Raw genomic sequence first — 15,787 nt, 5'->3', positions numbered from 1 at the left:
CGCCGCAGGAGGTGGGCCGATGAGTCGAACGACCTTGCCGCCGCTCGCGGTGGTGATGGGGATCTCCGGTGTCGGCAAGTCGGAGATCGGGCACGAGCTGGCCGAACGGTTCGACGTTCCGTACGAGGACGGGGACGCCTTCCACTCCGAGGCGAACATCGCGAAGATGTCCGCGGGGAAGCCCCTGACCGACGAAGACCGCTGGCCGTGGCTGGCGGCGATCGGCGAGTGGCTCGCAGCCCACGACGAGTCCGGGGGAGTGGTGAGCTGCTCGGCGCTGCGGCGCGTCTATCGTGACGTACTCGTCGCCGCCGCGCCGCGGATCGTCTTCCTCCATCTCGCCGGTGACCACGACCTCATCCGGCAGCGCATGGAGCACCGTGACCACTTCATGCCGGTGTCGCTGCTGCAGTCCCAGGAAGACACCCTCGAGCAGCTCGAGCCGGACGAGAACGGCGAGCTCCTCGACATCACACCCACCCCTGCCGAGATCGTCGACGAGTTCCTCGCGCGGACCGAGCTCGTGGACGAGCAGGAGGGGTCGCGATGAGCGGCCCGGGCGGGCTCTTCGGGCTCCTCGGTACGCAGGAGGCGATCACGCCTGCCGCCGGAACCGCCCAGCTCGTGACGGCGGCGCTGATCGGCATCGCGCTCATCGTCGTCCTCATCGTCTGGCTGAAGGTCCACCCGTTCCTCGCCCTGACGCTTGGCTCCCTCACCGTCGGCGCCGTCGCCACCATGCCGATGAAGGACACGCTCGAGAGCTTCACCGCCGGTGTCGGCGCGACGGTGGCCGGTGTCGGCGTGCTCATCGCGCTCGGTGCGATGTTTGGCAAGCTCCTCGCCGACTCCGGAGGAGCCGACCAGATCGTCGACACCATCGTCGGGCGCTCCAGCACCCGGATGCTCCCGTGGGCGATGGCGGCGATCGGCGCGCTCATCGGTCTCCCCATGTTCTTCGAGATCGGCCTCGTGCTGCTGATGCCGGTGATCTACCTGGTGGCGAAGCGCTCCGGGCTCTCCCTGATCGCGGTCGGCCTACCCACCCTCGCCGGCCTCTCGGCGATGCACGGCTTCGTCCCTCCGCACCCGGGGCCGCTCGCGGCGATCGACGTCCTGAACGCCGACGTCGGCATCACCCTCGGACTCGGAATCCTCGTCGCGATCCCGACGATCATCGTCGCGGGCCCGCTTTTCACCCGGTTCGCCTCGCAGTGGGTGGACGTCCACGCCGACTCGGCGGCGTTCGAGGCGACACGCGACACCGAGGGACGGCGGCCGTCGTTCGGGATCACGCTCGCGACAGTGCTCCTGCCCGTCGTCCTCATGATGGCCAAGGCCGTGGCCGACCTCGTGCTCGACGAGGAGGGGGTGCCGTACGCCTTCATGGACTTCGTCGGTGAGCCGCTCATCGCGCTGCTGATCGCGGTGATCGTCGCGATCTTCACCCTCGGGGTCGGGTCGGGCATGGACCGGGAGGACCTCAGCACGAGCATCGGCACGTCGCTCCCGCCGATCGCCGGGATCATCCTCATCGTCGGTGCGGGCGGCGGGTTCAAGCAGGTGCTGATCGACACCGGCATCGGCGAGGTCATCGCCGACTTCGTGACCGACTCCGGCGTCTCGGTGGTCCTGGTGGCGTGGCTCGTCGCGGTCCTGATCCGCCTGGCAACCGGATCCGCGACGGTCGCGACGATCACCGCGGCGGGGATCATGGTGCCCCTGGCCGAGGGGATGCCGCAGGGTGAGGTGTCACTGCTGGTGCTCGCGATCGGAGCGGGATCGGTGTTCTTCTCCCACGTCAACGACGCGGGATTCTGGCTCATCAAGGAGTACTTCGGCATGTCGGTCGGCCAGACCATCAAGTCGTGGTCGTTGATGGAGACGGTGCTGTCGGTCTCCGGGCTGATCTTCGTGCTGCTCATGCACCTGGTGATCTGACACCGCCGCAGCGGCCCCGTGTTCGCCGGGAGCGGACAGTCCATCAATTCGGTGTGAAGGGCAACCACGCCGGGGGTAACGTCATCGCGTGCTGTGGACCCTCGCACGGACCTATCTGCGTCCGTACCGCCTCCCGATCGCGCTGGTGATGGTCTTCCAGCTCGTCGCGACGCTCGCCAACCTCTACCTCCCCGGACTCAACGCCGACATCATCGACGAGGGCATCGTCAACGGTGACACCGGCTACATCCTCCGGATCGGCGGCGTGATGCTGCTGGTCACGGTCGTGCAGATGGTGTGCACGATCATCGCCGTCTACTACGGCGCCCGTACGGCGATGGCCTTCGGGCGCGACCTGCGCGCGGCGGTCTTCACCAAGGTCGAGACGTTCGCCTCGCAGGAGGTCGCGCGGTTCGGCGCGCCGACGCTGATCACGCGCAGCACCAACGACGTCCAGCAGATCCAGATGATCGCCTTCATGGTGTTCGTGCTGCTGGTGGCGGCGCCGATCATGTGTGTCGGAGGCATCGTGATGGCCCTGCGCCAGGACGTCGGGCTGTCGTGGCTGATCGCCGTCGTGATCCCGGTGCTGGTCCTGTCCGTCGGCTTCATCATCTCCCGGATGCGCCCGTACTTCCGCCAGATGCAGGACAAGATCGACGTCATCAACCGAGTGCTGCGCGAGCAGATCATGGGCATCCAGGTGATCCGGGCGTTCGTGAAGGGCCAGTACGAGCGCAACCGCTTCGAGGCCGCCAACCACGAGTACCGCGACGTCGCGATCAAGGCCGGGCAGTGGATGTCGCTGATGTTCCCGACCGTCATGCTCGTCATGAACGCCTCCAGCGTGGCCGTCCTGTGGTTCGGCGGGCACCGGGTGGCCGACGGCACGCTCGAGGTCGGCACGTTGACGGCGTACCTGACCTACCTCATCCAGATCCTGATGTCGGTGATGATGGCGACCTTCATGTTCGTGATGCTGCCGCGCGCGGAGGTCTCGGCCGACCGTATCCACGAGGTGCTGGACACCGAGCCGAGCGTGCTCAGCGCGCCCGGGGCCGACACCGCACCTGTGAGCCGGGGACGCGTTGACCTCGTCGGTGTGAGCTTCAGCTATCCCGAGGCCGAGGAGCCGGTGCTCTGCGAGGTCGACCTGACGGCTCAGCCGGGGGAGACGACGGCGATCATCGGGTCGACGGGCAGCGGCAAGACGACGCTGCTCAACCTCATACCCCGGCTCTTCGATGCCACGGGGGGTCAGGTGCTCCTCGACGGGGTCGACGTCCGTGACCGCAGCCTCCCGCAGGTGTGGGGCGCGATGGGCCTGATCCCGCAGAAGGCGTTCCTCTTCACCGGCACCGTCGCGACCAACCTTCGCATGGGTGACCCTCACGCCACCGACGAGCAGCTCTGGGAGGCCCTCGAGATCGCGCAGGCCCGCGACTTCGTCGAGGCGATGCCGGAGGGGCTCGACGCACCGATCGCCCAGGGAGGCACCAACGTGTCCGGCGGACAACGCCAGCGTCTGGCCATCGCGCGAGCGATCGTGAGCCGCCCGCTCGTCTATCTCTTCGACGACTCGTTCTCGGCCCTCGACTTCGCGACGGACGCGGCGCTGAGACGCGCGCTCCGTACGGTCACCGCCGACGCGGCCGTGATCGTCGTCGCGCAGCGCGTGAGCACCATCCGCGACGCCGACCGGATCGTGGTCCTGGACGAGGGGCGGGTCGTCGGAACCGGCACCCACTCCGCGCTGATGGACTCGTGCGAGACGTACCGCGAGATCGTCCTGTCCCAGCTGACCGAGCAGGAGGCGGCATGAGCGCGCGTGGCCCGGGCCCGGCCCTCGGCATGCAGGCCCCGCAGCGGGCGAAGTCCTTCGGCACCTCCGCGAAGCGGCTGATGCGGACGCTGCTGCGCGACCGGGTGAGCACGGCGGCGATCCTCGTCCTCGGTGTCATCGGCGTCGCGCTGAGCGTGATCGGTCCGCGGATCCTCGGACACGCCACCGACATCGTCTTCGACGGCTACATCGCCAGCGGTCTGCCTGAGGGCGCGTCCAAGGAGGAGGTCGTCGCCGGGCTCCGTGCCCAGGGGGACGACCGGGTCGCCGACATGGTCCAGGCGATGGACCTGCAGCCCGGTCAGGGCATCGACTTCGACGCGCTCGGGTCGGTGCTCGTCGCGGTGCTCGTGATCTATGTCCTCTCGTCGCTGTTCATGTACGTCCAGGGCGTGATGACGACCCGGCTCGTCCAGCGGACCGTCGCCGGCATGCGGGGCGAGGTCGAGGACAAGATCGGCCGGCTCCCGCTGTCCTACTTCGACTCGCGCTCCCGAGGCGAGATCCTCTCGAGGGTCACCAACGACCTGGACAACATCGCGCAGTCGCTCCAGCAGACGATCAGCCAGCTCCTCGTCTCGCTCCTGACCGTGATCGGCGTCCTGGTGATGATGGTGACGATCTCACCGCTGCTCACCTTGATCGCGCTGGTGACGATCCCGATCGCGGTCGTCGTGACAGGAGCGGTCGCGAAGCGCTCGCAACCGCAGTTCGTCGCCCAGTGGGCGGCGACCGGCCAGCTCAACGGCCACATCGAAGAGAACTTCACCGGGCACGAGGTCGTCAAGGTCTTCGGGCGCCAGGAGCAGGCACGTGCGGAGTTCGCGGCCGCCAACGAGCGGGTGTACGACGCGGGCTTCCGGGCGCAGTTCGTCTCCGGGATCATCCAGCCGGTGATGATGTTCGTCTCGAACATCAACTACGTGGCGGTCGCCGTCATCGGTGCCGTACGGGTCGGATCGGGCTCGATCAGCGTCGGTGACGTGCAGGCCTTCATCCAGTACTCCCGCCAGTTCACCCAGCCGCTGACCCAGGTCGCGTCGATGATCAACCTCCTCCAGTCCGGGGTCGCCTCCGCGGAGCGGGTCTTCGACCTGCTCGACGAGGCCGAGGAGGTCCCCGACCCGCCGGACGCCCTCGCTCCCACGATCGTCCGCGGGCGGGTCGCGTTCGAGGACGTGTCGTTCTCGTACGACCCCGAGACGCCGCTGATCGAGCACCTGGACCTCGTCGCCGAGCCTGGGCAGACCGTGGCGATCGTCGGTCCGACGGGTGCGGGCAAGACGACGCTGACGAACCTCGCGCTGCGCTTCTACGACGTCGACGGCGGGCGCATCACCCTCGACGGCGTCGACGTCCGGGCGATGGACCGCGACGTGCTGCGCGACAACTTCGGCGTCGTGCTGCAGGACGCGTGGGTGTTCCATGGCACGATCCGCGAGAACATCGCGTACGGAGCCGACGGCGCGTCGGAGGAGAGGATCGTGGCGGCGGCGCAGGCGGCGTACGTCGACCACTTCGTCCGTACGCTGCCCGACGGCTACGACACCGTGATCGACGACGATGGCGGCAACCTCAGCGCCGGGCAGCGCCAGCTGCTCACGATCGCGCGCGCGTTCCTCGCGGACCCGTCGATCCTCGTGCTGGACGAGGCCACGAGCTCGGTCGACACCCGCACCGAGGCGCTGGTGCAGCAGGCCATGGAGCAGCTGCGCTCCGGGCGTACGAGCTTCGTCATCGCGCACCGTCTGTCGACGATCCGCGACGCGAGCCGCATCGTCGTCATGGAGCAAGGGCGGATCGTCGAGCAAGGCACCCACGACGAGCTGATCGCGGCCGACGGTGCCTACGCGCGGCTCTACCAGGCGCAGTTCGCCGGCGCGGAGATCTAGGTGGGCGAGGCGCTGCGTCAGCCGGCGGAGGAGACGTCGTCCGGCACGTGGTCACCGTGGCCGAGGGCGACGAGCCGGTTGCGGAGCCGCTCGGCCGCCTCCTCCAGCGACTCGGGCGACGGGTCCGGGTCTACGGCGGCGAAGCTGAAGTCGTCCAGCCCCCACACGGGCCACACGTGCACGTGCAGGTGCGGGACCTCGAACCCGGCGATCATCGTGCCGACCCGCGGGCTCTCCCACTCGGCCTGCTGGGCGGCGCCGATCCGCTTCGCAACGGCCGTCAGGCGCGAGAGCAGCGCGTCGTCGGCGTCGATCCAGTGGTCGACCTCGTCGCGCGGGACGACGAGCGTGTGGCCGGGCCGGATCGGCCCGATGCTCAAGAATGCGACCACCTCGTCGTCGGCCCACACGAACCTGCCCGGGATCTCACCGGCGATAATCTTCGAGAAGAGCGTGCTCATAAAGAGCAGTCTGCCGTACGGAGTTGGAGCGTCGACCAGCGTTCTGGCACAATAGTGAGTCGATTCCGTCTCGCGAACGAACCCTCTCATTCGGTCGCGTCCGGATCCGCGGTCAGGCGGCCCGTTCCCCACACGGTGCCCGCTGGATCACCACACCACGTTCATTGAGGAGACACCACACCCGTGGCCGTCAAGATTCGCCTGAAGCGGATGGGCAAGATCCGCACCCCGTTCTACCGTGTCGTCGTCGCCGACTCGCGCACCAAGCGCGACGGTCGTGTGATCGAGGAGATCGGTACGTACAACCCCAAGGCCGACCCGTCGATCATCAAGATCGACTCCGAGCGTGCTCAGCACTGGCTCTCGGTCGGCGCGCAGCCGAGCGAGGCGGTCGCCGCGCTCCTCAAGCTGACCGGCGACCTCCAGCGGTCGAAGGGCGAGCAGGCCGAGTCGACCGTCAAGGTCGCCGAGCCCAAGCGTGACAAGGCCGAGCTCTTCAACGAGGCGCTCAAGGCCGTGCACAACGCGCCCGCCACCGAGGCCGTCACCAAGAAGGCTCCGGCCAAGAAGGCCGCCAAGGCCGACGATGCGGCCGAGCCTGCCGAGGCAGCGCCCTCGGAGGCCTGAGTCCTGTGATGGTCGCCGAAGTCATCGAGCACCTGGTCGGCGGCATCGTCGACCACCCGGACGACGTGGACGTCACACCCAAGCAGCTGCGACGCGGTCTGCTGTTCGAGGTCCGGGTGCACCCCGAGGACCTCGGCAAGGTGATCGGACGCCACGGCCGTACGGCCACCGCGATCCGGACCATCGCCGGCGCCATCGCCGGCAAGGGCGGCGCCCGGATCGACTTCGTCGACGTCGACCGGCGTCGCTGACGTCGTGGAGATCGTCGTCGGCCGCATCGGCCGTGCGCACGGCATCCGCGGTGAGGTCAGCATCGACCTGACGACCGACGAGCCCGAGAGGCGATTCGCCCCGGGCTCGTCGGTCGTGGTGCGTCCGAAGGCGGACGCCGCCCGTACGATGCGCATTCGCGCCATCCGCCCGCACCAGGGTCGTCTCCTCGTCACCTTCGACGAGCTCCTCGACCGTACGGCCGCAGAGAAGCTCCGCGGCGCGCAGGTCGTCGTCGACGTCGACGTGACCGAGCGCCCGGAGGACCCGGAGGAGTTCTACGACCACCAGCTGGTCGACCTCCGCGTGCAGAGCGGGGGAGCCGACCGCGGCGTCGTCCGCGACGTCCTGCACCTCCCGGCTCAGGACATGCTCGCCGTTGAGCGCTCCGACGGTGTCGAGGTGCTCGTCCCGTTCGTCGCGGCACTCGTCACGAGCGTCGACCTCGCGGCCGGCGTGATCCACGTCGCGCCGGTCGAGGGACTGCTCGATCCCGAGCTGTCCGAGGACGCCGGACCTTGATGATGCGCATCGACGTCCTCACGATCTTCCCCGACTACCTCGCGCCGCTCGACCTGTCGCTCCCGGGCAAGGCGCGACAGCGCGGGCTCCTCGACCTGCACGTCCGCGACTTGCGTGACCACACCCACGACCGGCACCGCACCGTCGACGACACCCCGTACGGCGGTGGCGCCGGTATGGTGATGCGCCCCGAGCCTTGGGGCGAGGCGCTCGACGCGGTGCTCGCCGCCGGGCGCGACTCCGTCGGTGTCGACGGTCCCGTGCTGCTCGTGCCCAGCCCGTCCGGCGCTCCGTTCAAGCAGGCCGACGCGGGGCGCCTGGCTCAGGAGCCGTGGCTCGCCTTCGCGTGCGGGCGCTACGAGGGGATCGACCAACGGGTCATCGACTGGGCTTCTGAGCGGATGCGCGTCGAGGAGGTCTCGCTCGGCGACTTCGTGCTCAACGGGGGAGAGGTGGCCGCGCTCGCGATGATCGAGGCCGTCATCCGCCTGCTGCCGGGGTTCATGGGCAACCCCGAGTCGCTCACCGAGGAGTCGCACGGCTCGGACGGGCTCCTCGAGTACCCGGTCTACACGAAGCCGGCGCGCTGGCGTGACCACGAGGTGCCCGAGATCCTCCTGTCCGGAGACCACGGGCGGATCGCCGCGTGGCGCAAGGAGCAGGCGCTCTTGCGCACTGCCGTGCGTCGCCCCGACCTGCTCGCGCCCGACACCGACGCCTGAGCGCCTCAGCGTGGCGCGGGGAGATCGTCCGCCGGATCGAGCCGGCTCCTGTCGCTCGAGGCCTCGCCGTGCGGCAGCACCAGGCCGCGGCGGTGCGCGGAGGTCACGGCAGCGACACGGTCGCTGACCCCGAGCTTGCGGTAGACGTTCTCGAGGTGCTTGTGCACCGTCCGTGCGGAGATGCCGAGGCTGCGCCCGATCGACTCCGCCTTGCGGCTCTCGGCCACCATCGCGAGGATGGTGCGCTCCCGCGGCGTCAGCCCGGCCTCGTCCTCGGCCGTTCGTGCTGTCATCGCCGTGGTGGCCGTGAGAAGCCGCAGGTGCACCTCAAGACCCCGTACGAATGCATGGAGGGCCCTCACGCGCGGCAGCGCCCAGTGCGGGAACGGCTCGTCGCGGACCAGCACGTACCCCTCGATCAGTGCGCCCGGCTCGTTGCGGATCGGGATGGCCATCTGGTGGACCCCGAGGTCGAGCGAGCGCAGGAGGCTGACGAGCGGCGCGGGGAGCATGCGGGAGGTCTGTCCGGGACCGAGGAGCATGCGCGGTTCGAGCGACCCCGTACGGAGGTAGTGCTTGAGCAGCGGATGGGTCTGCTCAAGCGTCCGGACCCCGTACGGCCAGCGGCGGGCGTCGAACCCGACGTCCTGCGGAAATCCGTGGAGCGACAGCGTCCTCGACCGTTGGTCGTACGTCACACGAGCACCTGCGCGAGCGTCGAACTCGCTCAGCAGGTGGTCGGTGAGGCAGAGGCGCGCCGCCGTCGGGTCGTCCTCGAGGAGGACCGACGAAGCGACCTTGATCCAGCGTGTGGACTCCGGCACGATGTGTTCCCCCTTCACGTGCTCATGGCGTGAGCGTAACGAAGCCGTTTTGGGGCACCGTGACCGAGCATGTGAATGAGACGCCGGACGGAGACCTGCCGCGGGCGACCGCCCTCGCCTACGTACCCTTACGTATTTCGTCGCAACCTTTGTTTGTCCTACGCTCGCAGCGGGGTCCAGCACGGCGGGTCGTCGACATCAACGGGGGTGATGCCGCGAGACGCGGTGCTGGACCCCTCCTGCGCCAGGCCGACGGCGATTAACGGCCGCGAGGGTGGGTGTGGCAGACTGGTGAGTCGGTGCTGGGCTCTGCTGCCACAGGGGTGTCGAGCCGCCAGACCGTCGCGATGCGACGGCTCGCAGCACCGTCCTAGCATTCGCACACCGCACATGTCGTGGGTGACCTGTGGCACTGACGAGGAAGAGATGAGATGACCAACGTAGTCGATGCCGTCGCGAGCCAGTCGCTCCGCGACGACGTCCCGGAGTTCCGCGCAGGCGACACCGTCAAGGTCCACGTGAAGGTGATCGAGGGCAACCGCTCGCGCGTCCAGGTGTTCCAGGGTGTTGCCATCCGCATCCAGGGCTCCGGCGTCGGCCGTACGTTCACCGTTCGCAAGGTGAGCTTCGGCGTGGGTGTCGAGCGGACCTTCCCGCTCCACACGCCGATCATCGAGAAGATCGAGGTCGCGACCCGCGGCGATGTCCGTCGCGCGAAGCTCTACTACCTGCGCAACCTCCGCGGCAAGGCCGCCAAGATCAAGGAGAAGCGCGAGTCCTGAGCAGTGCCGGGGGGCGACTGTGGATGAGCGCGCTGGCCGATCTGCGGATCGGCCCGACGACGTAGCACCGGGGACGCACCGGGCAGCCCGTACGACGGGCAGCCCGGTGCGTCCGCGTGTACGGACGGTGGTGGGTCGCTGGGGCGACCGTGCCGTCCCGCTCTGGCTCGAGGTCGTCGCGCTGCTTGTGGTGGCGCTGCTGCTCTCGCTCGTCGTCAAGTCGCTGTTCCTCCAGACGTTCTATGTCCCGTCGGAGTCGATGGAGCCGACCCTCACCGGCAACCCGGACGGTGCGCAGGACCGGATCGTGGTCCAGAAGGTGTCCTACTGGGGACGTGACCCGCACCGCGGCGAGGTCGTCGTCTTCGAGGACCCGGGCGGGTGGCTCGGGTCGGGTGGGTTCGACGACCCGACGAACGCCGCCCAGAAGCTGCTGTCGACGGCAGGGCTGTATCCGTCCGGCGGCCATCTGGTGAAGCGCGTCATCGGTGTCGGCGGCGACACGGTGAAGTGCTGCGACACCGGCGGTCGCATCGAGGTCAACGGGGTCGCGATCGAGGAGCCGTACGTCAAGGACGCCTCTGCGACGGCGCGTCTCCCCTTCGACGTCACCGTCCCCGACGGCTACCTCTGGGTGATGGGGGACAACCGCGGCAACTCCGCCGACTCGCGGGCTCACATGGACTCTCCGGGCGGCGGCTACGTTCCGGACGACAGGGTGGTCGGCAAGGTCGCGTTCGTGGTCTGGCCGTGGAAGGACCGTGCTGTTCTGCACGACCCCGGGGCGTTCGCCTCGCTCGACTGACGCCAGGTCGACGCGCCGCAGTGCGCGTGGAGCGCGGCGCTAGGCTGTGGACGTGACATCGCACGAAGAGACCGCCGAGACGTCGGCCACAGGCCGTTCCGGCAAGGCGAAGCGCAAACCCCTACCCCTCTGGCAGGAGACAATCCTGCTGGTCGTGGTCGCGCTGGTGCTTGCGCTGATCGTCAAGACGTTCCTCGTGCAGGCGTTCTGGATCCCGTCCGGGTCGATGGAGGACACCCTCCAGGTCGACGACCGGATCCTCGTCCAGAAGGTGTCGTACTGGGCGGGCGAGCCGCAGCGTGGTGACGTCGTCGTGTTCGACGATCCGGGCGACTGGCTCGGCGTCGGGTACGAGGAGGAGGTCGGCCCCGTCCAGCAGGTGCTGTCGGTCTTCGGCCTGTTCCCGACCGGCGGTCACCTCGTGAAGCGCGTCATCGGCGTCGGCGGCGACCGTGTGGTGTGCTGCGACGCCGACGGGCGGCTCCAGATCAACGGCGTCTCGATCGACGAGCCGTACGTGCCCGACCCCGCTGCCACCGCCGACGCACGCTTCGACGTGGTGGTCCCCGAGGGGCGGCTGTGGCTGATGGGCGACAACCGTGGCAACTCGACCGACTCGCGCGCTCACCAGGGCGGGCCGGGCGGCGGCTTCGTCCGTACGGACGCGGTGCTCGGCAAGGCTTGGGTCGTGGTGTGGCCGTTGAAGCGGGCCGGTACGGCGGGCTCGGACCACGAACCCTTTGCGGACGTCCCCGATCCCGACTGAGGCGGGTCGCGATGACGCGGGTGGCACGCGGGGCAACGATCCGCAAGGACGCGGGACTGTACGGCTATGAGCGCGCCCTGCGACGGGCCGGTTTTGACGCGATCGCCGGAGTCGACGAGGCCGGGCGCGGGGCGTGTGCCGGCCCGCTGGTGGCGGCAGCGGTGATCCTGCCCGACGGGCGGCGCGGCGAGGTCCCCGGGCTGGCCGACTCCAAGCTGCTGACGCCGGCGCGACGTGAGGCCTGCTACGCCGAGGTCGTCCGCCGCGCCGTGGCGTGGTCGGTGGTCGTGATGAGCCCCGCCGAGTGCGACGCTCTGGGCATGCACCACGTCAACATCACTGCCCTGCGGCGGGCGCTCGCGCGTCTGGCCACGAAGCCGGACTACGTCCTGAGCGACGGGTTCGGGGTCGACGGGCTCGGTGTCCCCGCGCTCGCAGTGTGGAAGGGCGACCGGGTCTCTGCCTCGATCGCCGCTGCCTCGGTCGTCGCCAAGGTGACGCGAGACCGCATGATGTGCGACCTCCACACGGAGTATCCCGAGTACGAGTTCGCGATCCACAAGGGTTATGTGACGACCTTGCACGAGGAGCGTCTGGCCGCGTACGGCCCGTCGCCCGTGCACCGTCTGCGCTACCAGAACGTGCGCGCGGCGGCGGCGCGCGGTCGTTACGCTGAGGTGGCACCGAGCGAGGGAGTGCGATGAGCGCGGAGGAACTGGAGCGGTACGAGGCGGAGATGGAGCTCGCGCTCTACCGCGAGTACCGCGACGTCGTCGGCATCTTCACCTTCGTCGTGGAGACGGACCGGCGCTTCTACCTGTGCAACGCCGTCGACGTGAAGGTGCGCTCGGAGACGGGCGACGCCTACTTCGAGGTCACGATGACGGACGCCTGGGTGTGGGACATCTATCGTCCTGCCCGCTTCGCGAAGAACGTCAAGGTCCTCACCTTCAAAGACGTGAACGTCGAAGAGCTGGCGACGAGTGACTTCGAGCCGCCGAAGGCGTGAGCGAACGACGGCGCAGCGAGCCGCCGAAGGCGTGAGCGAACGACGGCGCAGCGAGCCGCCGAAGGCGTGATCGAACGACGGCTCGTGCACAACCGGGGCTGATCCACATCCGCGTCCGCCATGCAGCCCGCGCCGTTCCGGGCGACCCACACTCTCGCCGGAGGTGGTGGAGATGGCGTCGACCTACGAGCAGCGGCAGGCCGTCGGGGTCCACGGGGAGAACGTCGCCGTGGAGTTCTTGCAGGCGCAGGGGATGGAGGTGCTCGCCCGCAACTGGCGGTGCCGGTGGGGCGAGATCGACATCGTGGCCCGCGATGCCGACACGGTGGTGTTCTGCGAGGTCAAGACCCGGCGGAGCACCGCGTACGGGACGCCGTTGGAGGCAGTGACCCCGCAGAAGGCGGCGCGGCTGCGTCGGCTCGCCGGGCTCTACCTGGCCGAGCACGACGTGAGTGCGGTGCTGGTCCGGATCGACGTGGTCGGCGTCCTCGTGCCGACGCGTGGCGCCGCGGAGGTCACCTACGTGGCGGGGGTGTCGTGATGGCGCTCGGACGGACGCGGTCGGTCTCTCTCGAGGGCATGCGTGGACGGGTGGTCGAGATCGAGGTGGACGTGAGTGCGGGGCTTCCCCGGACGACGCTCGTGGGTCTGCCCGACGCCTCGCTCGCGGAGGCCCGTGACCGGTGTCGTGCGGCGGTGGTGAACAGCCGGCACTCGTGGCCGGACCAGAAGGTGACGATCAACCTCTCGCCCGCGGGCCTGCCGAAGTCCGGCGCGCACTTCGACCTCGGCATCGCGCTCGCGGTGCTGGCGAGCCAGCAGGTGGTTCCGCACGAGCGGCTCGCGAGCGCCGCCGTCCTCGGTGAGCTGCGGCTCGACGGCCGGTTGCGTGCGGTCGCCGGCGTGCTCCCCGCGACGGTGGCGGCGGTGGCCGCGGGGTGCGAGCGGGTGATCGTCCCAGAGCCCAACGCGGGTGAGGCGGCGATCGTCGAGGGGGCACACGTGCTCGGTGTCCGTTCGCTGCGGCATGCGGTCGCGCTGCTTCGAGGAGACGAGCCTCCGGACGATCCGCCGGTTGATCCGCTCGCGGAGCCGACGGCGGGCGGTGGTCGGCTCGACGGCCTTGACCTCACCGACGTCGTCGGGCAGGACGATGCGCGGACCGCGATGCTGATCGCTGCGGCGGGCCTGCATCACGTCCTCCTCACGGGTCCGCCTGGCGTGGGCAAGACGATGCTCGCCCAGCGTCTCCCCGGCCTGCTCCCGGACCTGGGCCGGCAGGAGTCGCTCGAGACCAGCGCGGTCTATTCGGTGGCGGGGCTCCTCTCGCCCGAGGCGCCGCTGCTCGAACGCCCCCCGTTCATCGACCCCCACCACACTGCCTCCGCCCAGGCGCTGGTCGGTGGAGGCAGCCGCGTCGTGCGGCCGGGGGCGATGAGCCTCGCCCACAACGGCGTGCTCTTTCTCGACGAGGCGCCGGAGTTCCGCCGCGACGTCATCGAGGCGCTCCGCCAGCCGCTCGAGAGCGGTCGCGTGACGGTGTCGCGTGCCGCACAGACTGCCGAGTTCCCCGCCCGCTTCCTGCTCGTCCTGGCCTCCAACCCGTGCCCGTGCGGACAGAAGGCCGGGAGGGCCGACCTCTGCACCTGTCTGCCCCTCGTCAAGCGGCGCTACGCCGAGCGGCTCTCGGCACCGATCCGCGACCGGATCGACCTCCATCCCGTCGTCGGCCCGGTCTCTGCCCAGCATCAGGGCACCCCTGACACCGAGCGGACACCGACCCACGTCGTGGCAGCACGGGTCGCAGAGGCGAGAGACCGTCAGCGACTCCGCCTCGCGTCCACGCCGTGGCATACCAACGGAGAGGTTCCTGGTGCGGTCCTGCGGCGCGAGATGTCGACGCCGGCCAACGTCCTCGCGGAGGTCGACCGTCCGACCCGCTCCGGGGCGATCAACGCGCGCACCGCAGACCGGCTGCTGCGCGTCGCATGGACGGTCGCCGACCTTCGCCGGAGAGACACCCCGGACCCCGATGACCTCGCGACGGCGATGGCGCTGCGTCAGGGCGCCTCGTTGCCGGGGAGTCTGTGGGAGCGGGTGGTCGCGTGAGCGACCAGGCAGCGACGACACGGCCCGCCGCACGCGCCCGTCGGGCCGAGCGCCGGGCACGGCTGGCGATGAGCCTGATCGCCGAGCCGGGCGATCCGCGGATCGCGGCACAGCTCTCCGAGCGCTCCACGAACGACCTGCTGTCCGCGGTCGTCGCAGGAGCGGACGATCTCCCTGAGTCGTGGCGGTCGCGTGCCGTCGGTCTCGAGGGGAGGATCGGCGGCATCCTCACCTCCGCCCGCGGGAGGGGCATCCGGTGGGTGTGCCCCGGTGATGCGGAGTGGCCTGCTCAGCTGGACGACCTCGATCAGATCGACGGCCTCGCCGGCGTCGGTGGCCGTCCGCTCGGTCTCTGGGTTCGAGGTGCAGGGCGGCTCGACGGGCTGGCGGAGCAGGCCGCCGCGGTGGTCGGGGCACGCGACGCGACCACGTACGGATGTGACGTCGCGGGCGACCTTGCGGCCGACCTCGTCGACGCCGGGACGACAGTCGTCAGCGGGGCGGCATACGGGATCGATGCTGCGGCGCACCGCGGTGCGCTGTCCGTCGACGGCCCGACTGTCGCCGTTCTCGCATGCGGTGCTGACGTCGACTACCCAAGGGCGCATGCCGGGCTCCTGCGACGGATCGCCGAGGCGGGTGCGGTGGTCAGTGAGCACCCGCCGGGCTCGACGCCGACGAAGGGCCGCTTCCTCACCCGCAACCGGGTGATCGCGGCGCTCGCTCAGGGCACGGTGGTCGTGGAGGCAGCGCGGCGCAGCGGCGCCCTCAATACCCTCGGCTGGACCAACGAACTGGGGCGCATCGCGCTCGCCGTGCCCGGCCCGGTCACGAGCCAGGCCTCGGTCGGCGTCCACCACGCCCTCCGTACGGGGCGAGCGACGTTGGTCTCCAACGGTGCCGAGGCGCTGGAGGACCTCGACGCCCTGGGTCGCCGCGACGCCACTCCGCCCCCTGCACCCCAGACCGCATGGGACGTGCTGCCCTCCGTCGCGCGCGAGGTGCTCGAGGCGCTGCCGGGTCGCGGAACGACCACGGTGGACGTGCTGGCCTGGCGGGTCGGGGCACCGCTGGAGCTTGTCGCCAGCTCTTTGGGCCGCTTGGAGAGCCAAGGATTCGTCCGGCAGGTGGACGACGGATGGTCCCTCGCCCGCCGGGCCGACCTCGAGCCTGCCCCGCCCACGGAGGGAGGGCGGTGACAGTGCGGCGTGCCG

18 protein-coding genes are annotated in these 15,787 nt (G+C 69.8%); 16 read left to right on the top strand and 2 right to left on the bottom strand.

All coding sequences use genetic code 11. The annotated features are described in order from the left end of the window. The first annotated feature begins 19 nt into the window (after positions 1 to 19). The 4 genes from H4N58_RS12710 (at position 20) to H4N58_RS12695 (ending at position 5,676) form a co-directional block, all read left to right on the top strand. Positions 20 to 550: a gluconokinase gene (locus H4N58_RS12710; RefSeq protein ID WP_167250417.1), complete on the top strand. Its 531-nt coding sequence runs from the start codon at positions 20 to 22 to the stop codon at positions 548 to 550. Further along, the gene (locus H4N58_RS12705) at positions 547 to 1,941 is read left to right on the top strand and encodes a gluconate:H+ symporter (RefSeq protein ID WP_167003597.1); all 1,395 of its coding nucleotides are present in this window, start codon (positions 547 to 549) and stop codon (positions 1,939 to 1,941) included. Before H4N58_RS12710 ends, H4N58_RS12705 begins: the two co-directional genes overlap by 4 nt. Positions 1,942 to 2,029: 88 nt before the next feature. Beyond that, positions 2,030 to 3,763, top strand: a complete 1,734-nt coding sequence (locus tag H4N58_RS12700) for an ABC transporter ATP-binding protein (protein ID WP_167003595.1) — start codon at positions 2,030 to 2,032, stop codon at positions 3,761 to 3,763. Then, positions 3,760 to 5,676 carry an ABC transporter ATP-binding protein gene (locus H4N58_RS12695; RefSeq protein WP_167003593.1) on the top strand — a complete coding sequence of 639 codons (1,917 nt, stop codon included), beginning with the start codon at positions 3,760 to 3,762 and terminating at the stop codon, positions 5,674 to 5,676. Before H4N58_RS12700 ends, H4N58_RS12695 begins: the two co-directional genes overlap by 4 nt. A 17-nt stretch (positions 5,677 to 5,693) precedes the next feature. Here the strand turns inward: H4N58_RS12695 and H4N58_RS12690 are convergent, their stop codons facing one another. Then, positions 5,694 to 6,137, bottom strand: coding sequence for an HIT family protein (locus tag H4N58_RS12690; protein ID WP_167003591.1), 444 nt, complete (start codon positions 6,135 to 6,137; stop codon positions 5,694 to 5,696). Between the two features lie 183 nt (positions 6,138 to 6,320). On the opposite strand from H4N58_RS12690, the gene rpsP reads away from it, so the two are divergent. From rpsP to trmD, 4 genes are read left to right on the top strand one after another with little or no spacing between them, the layout of a single operon-like run. After that, a complete protein-coding gene (gene rpsP / locus H4N58_RS12685; RefSeq protein WP_167003589.1) occupies positions 6,321 to 6,764 on the top strand; it encodes a 30S ribosomal protein S16 in 444 nt (147 codons plus the stop codon). Between the two features lie 8 nt (positions 6,765 to 6,772). Further along, positions 6,773 to 7,015, top strand: coding sequence for an RNA-binding protein (locus tag H4N58_RS12680; RefSeq protein ID WP_167003587.1), 243 nt, complete (start codon positions 6,773 to 6,775; stop codon positions 7,013 to 7,015). Positions 7,016 to 7,019: 4 nt separating this feature from the next. Then, positions 7,020 to 7,556, top strand: a complete 537-nt coding sequence (gene rimM / locus H4N58_RS12675) for a ribosome maturation factor RimM (protein ID WP_167003585.1) — start codon at positions 7,020 to 7,022, stop codon at positions 7,554 to 7,556. Further along, positions 7,556 to 8,278 (top strand): tRNA (guanosine(37)-N1)-methyltransferase TrmD, encoded by a 723-nt coding sequence (gene trmD / locus H4N58_RS12670; RefSeq protein ID WP_243842969.1) that lies wholly within the window; start codon positions 7,556 to 7,558, stop codon positions 8,276 to 8,278. The genes rimM and trmD overlap by 1 nt, the downstream gene beginning before the upstream one ends. A gap of 5 nt (positions 8,279 to 8,283) precedes the next feature. Here the strand turns inward: trmD and H4N58_RS20435 are convergent, their stop codons facing one another. Next, the gene (locus tag H4N58_RS20435; RefSeq protein WP_208322357.1) at positions 8,284 to 9,120 is read right to left on the bottom strand and encodes a LuxR C-terminal-related transcriptional regulator; all 837 of its coding nucleotides are present in this window, start codon (positions 9,118 to 9,120) and stop codon (positions 8,284 to 8,286) included. Positions 9,121 to 9,533: 413 nt separating this feature from the next. On the opposite strand from H4N58_RS20435, the gene rplS reads away from it, so the two are divergent. The 8 genes from rplS to dprA all read left to right on the top strand — a co-directional run bounded on the left by rplS (position 9,534) and on the right by dprA (position 15,772). Further along, positions 9,534 to 9,884: a 50S ribosomal protein L19 gene (gene rplS / locus H4N58_RS12660; protein WP_167003583.1), complete on the top strand. Its 351-nt coding sequence runs from the start codon at positions 9,534 to 9,536 to the stop codon at positions 9,882 to 9,884. Between the two features lie 106 nt (positions 9,885 to 9,990). Beyond that, positions 9,991 to 10,689 carry a signal peptidase I gene (gene lepB / locus H4N58_RS12655; protein ID WP_167003581.1) on the top strand — a complete coding sequence of 233 codons (699 nt, stop codon included), beginning with the start codon at positions 9,991 to 9,993 and terminating at the stop codon, positions 10,687 to 10,689. Between the two features lie 52 nt (positions 10,690 to 10,741). Continuing rightward, positions 10,742 to 11,455, top strand: coding sequence for a signal peptidase I (gene lepB / locus H4N58_RS12650; RefSeq protein WP_167003579.1), 714 nt, complete (start codon positions 10,742 to 10,744; stop codon positions 11,453 to 11,455). A gap of 11 nt (positions 11,456 to 11,466) precedes the next feature. Continuing rightward, complete coding sequence (locus H4N58_RS12645) at positions 11,467 to 12,159, top strand: ribonuclease HII (RefSeq protein ID WP_167003577.1); 693 nt, start codon at positions 11,467 to 11,469, stop codon at positions 12,157 to 12,159. Then, positions 12,156 to 12,464 (top strand): DUF2469 domain-containing protein, encoded by a 309-nt coding sequence (locus H4N58_RS12640; protein ID WP_167003575.1) that lies wholly within the window; start codon positions 12,156 to 12,158, stop codon positions 12,462 to 12,464. The genes H4N58_RS12645 and H4N58_RS12640 overlap by 4 nt, the downstream gene beginning before the upstream one ends. A 172-nt stretch (positions 12,465 to 12,636) precedes the next feature. Beyond that, on the top strand, positions 12,637 to 13,005 hold the full coding sequence (locus H4N58_RS12635; RefSeq protein WP_167003573.1) for a YraN family protein: 369 nt from the start codon (positions 12,637 to 12,639) through the stop codon (positions 13,003 to 13,005). Next, entirely contained in the window at positions 13,005 to 14,573 is a 1,569-nt protein-coding gene (locus tag H4N58_RS12630; RefSeq protein WP_167003571.1) for a YifB family Mg chelatase-like AAA ATPase, read from the top strand. Before H4N58_RS12635 ends, H4N58_RS12630 begins: the two co-directional genes overlap by 1 nt. Then, positions 14,570 to 15,772, top strand: a complete 1,203-nt coding sequence (dprA, locus tag H4N58_RS12625) for a DNA-processing protein DprA (RefSeq protein WP_208322889.1) — start codon at positions 14,570 to 14,572, stop codon at positions 15,770 to 15,772. Before H4N58_RS12630 ends, dprA begins: the two co-directional genes overlap by 4 nt. Positions 15,773 to 15,787 lie beyond the last annotated feature (15 nt).

The organism is Mumia sp. ZJ1417 (genome assembly GCF_014127285.1).
Classification (GTDB): domain Bacteria; phylum Actinomycetota; class Actinomycetes; order Propionibacteriales; family Nocardioidaceae; genus Mumia.
Note: the sequence above shows the minus strand (reverse complement) of the source record. Positions and strands in the feature narration are given on the sequence as shown.

Bases quoted from the DNA above. Each gene is read 5' to 3' on its own strand.
- H4N58_RS12710 (WP_167250417.1), top strand. From the start codon at position 20: ATGAGTCGAACGACCTTGCCGCCGCTCGCGGTGGTGATGGGGATCTCC.
- H4N58_RS12705 (WP_167003597.1), top strand. From the start codon at position 547: ATGAGCGGCCCGGGCGGGCTCTTCGGGCTCCTCGGTACGCAGGAGGCG.
- H4N58_RS12695 (WP_167003593.1), top strand. From the start codon at position 3,760: ATGAGCGCGCGTGGCCCGGGCCCGGCCCTCGGCATGCAGGCCCCGCAG.
- H4N58_RS12690 (WP_167003591.1), bottom strand. From the start codon at position 6,137: ATGAGCACGCTCTTCTCGAAGATTATCGCCGGTGAGATCCCGGGCAGG.
- H4N58_RS12680 (WP_167003587.1), top strand. From the start codon at position 6,773: ATGGTCGCCGAAGTCATCGAGCACCTGGTCGGCGGCATCGTCGACCAC.
- trmD (WP_243842969.1), top strand. From the start codon at position 7,556: ATGATGCGCATCGACGTCCTCACGATCTTCCCCGACTACCTCGCGCCG.
- rplS (WP_167003583.1), top strand. From the start codon at position 9,534: ATGACCAACGTAGTCGATGCCGTCGCGAGCCAGTCGCTCCGCGACGAC.
- H4N58_RS12645 (WP_167003577.1), top strand. From the start codon at position 11,467: ATGACGCGGGTGGCACGCGGGGCAACGATCCGCAAGGACGCGGGACTG.
- H4N58_RS12640 (WP_167003575.1), top strand. From the start codon at position 12,156: ATGAGCGCGGAGGAACTGGAGCGGTACGAGGCGGAGATGGAGCTCGCG.
- H4N58_RS12635 (WP_167003573.1), top strand. From the start codon at position 12,637: ATGGCGTCGACCTACGAGCAGCGGCAGGCCGTCGGGGTCCACGGGGAG.
- H4N58_RS12630 (WP_167003571.1), top strand. From the start codon at position 13,005: ATGGCGCTCGGACGGACGCGGTCGGTCTCTCTCGAGGGCATGCGTGGA.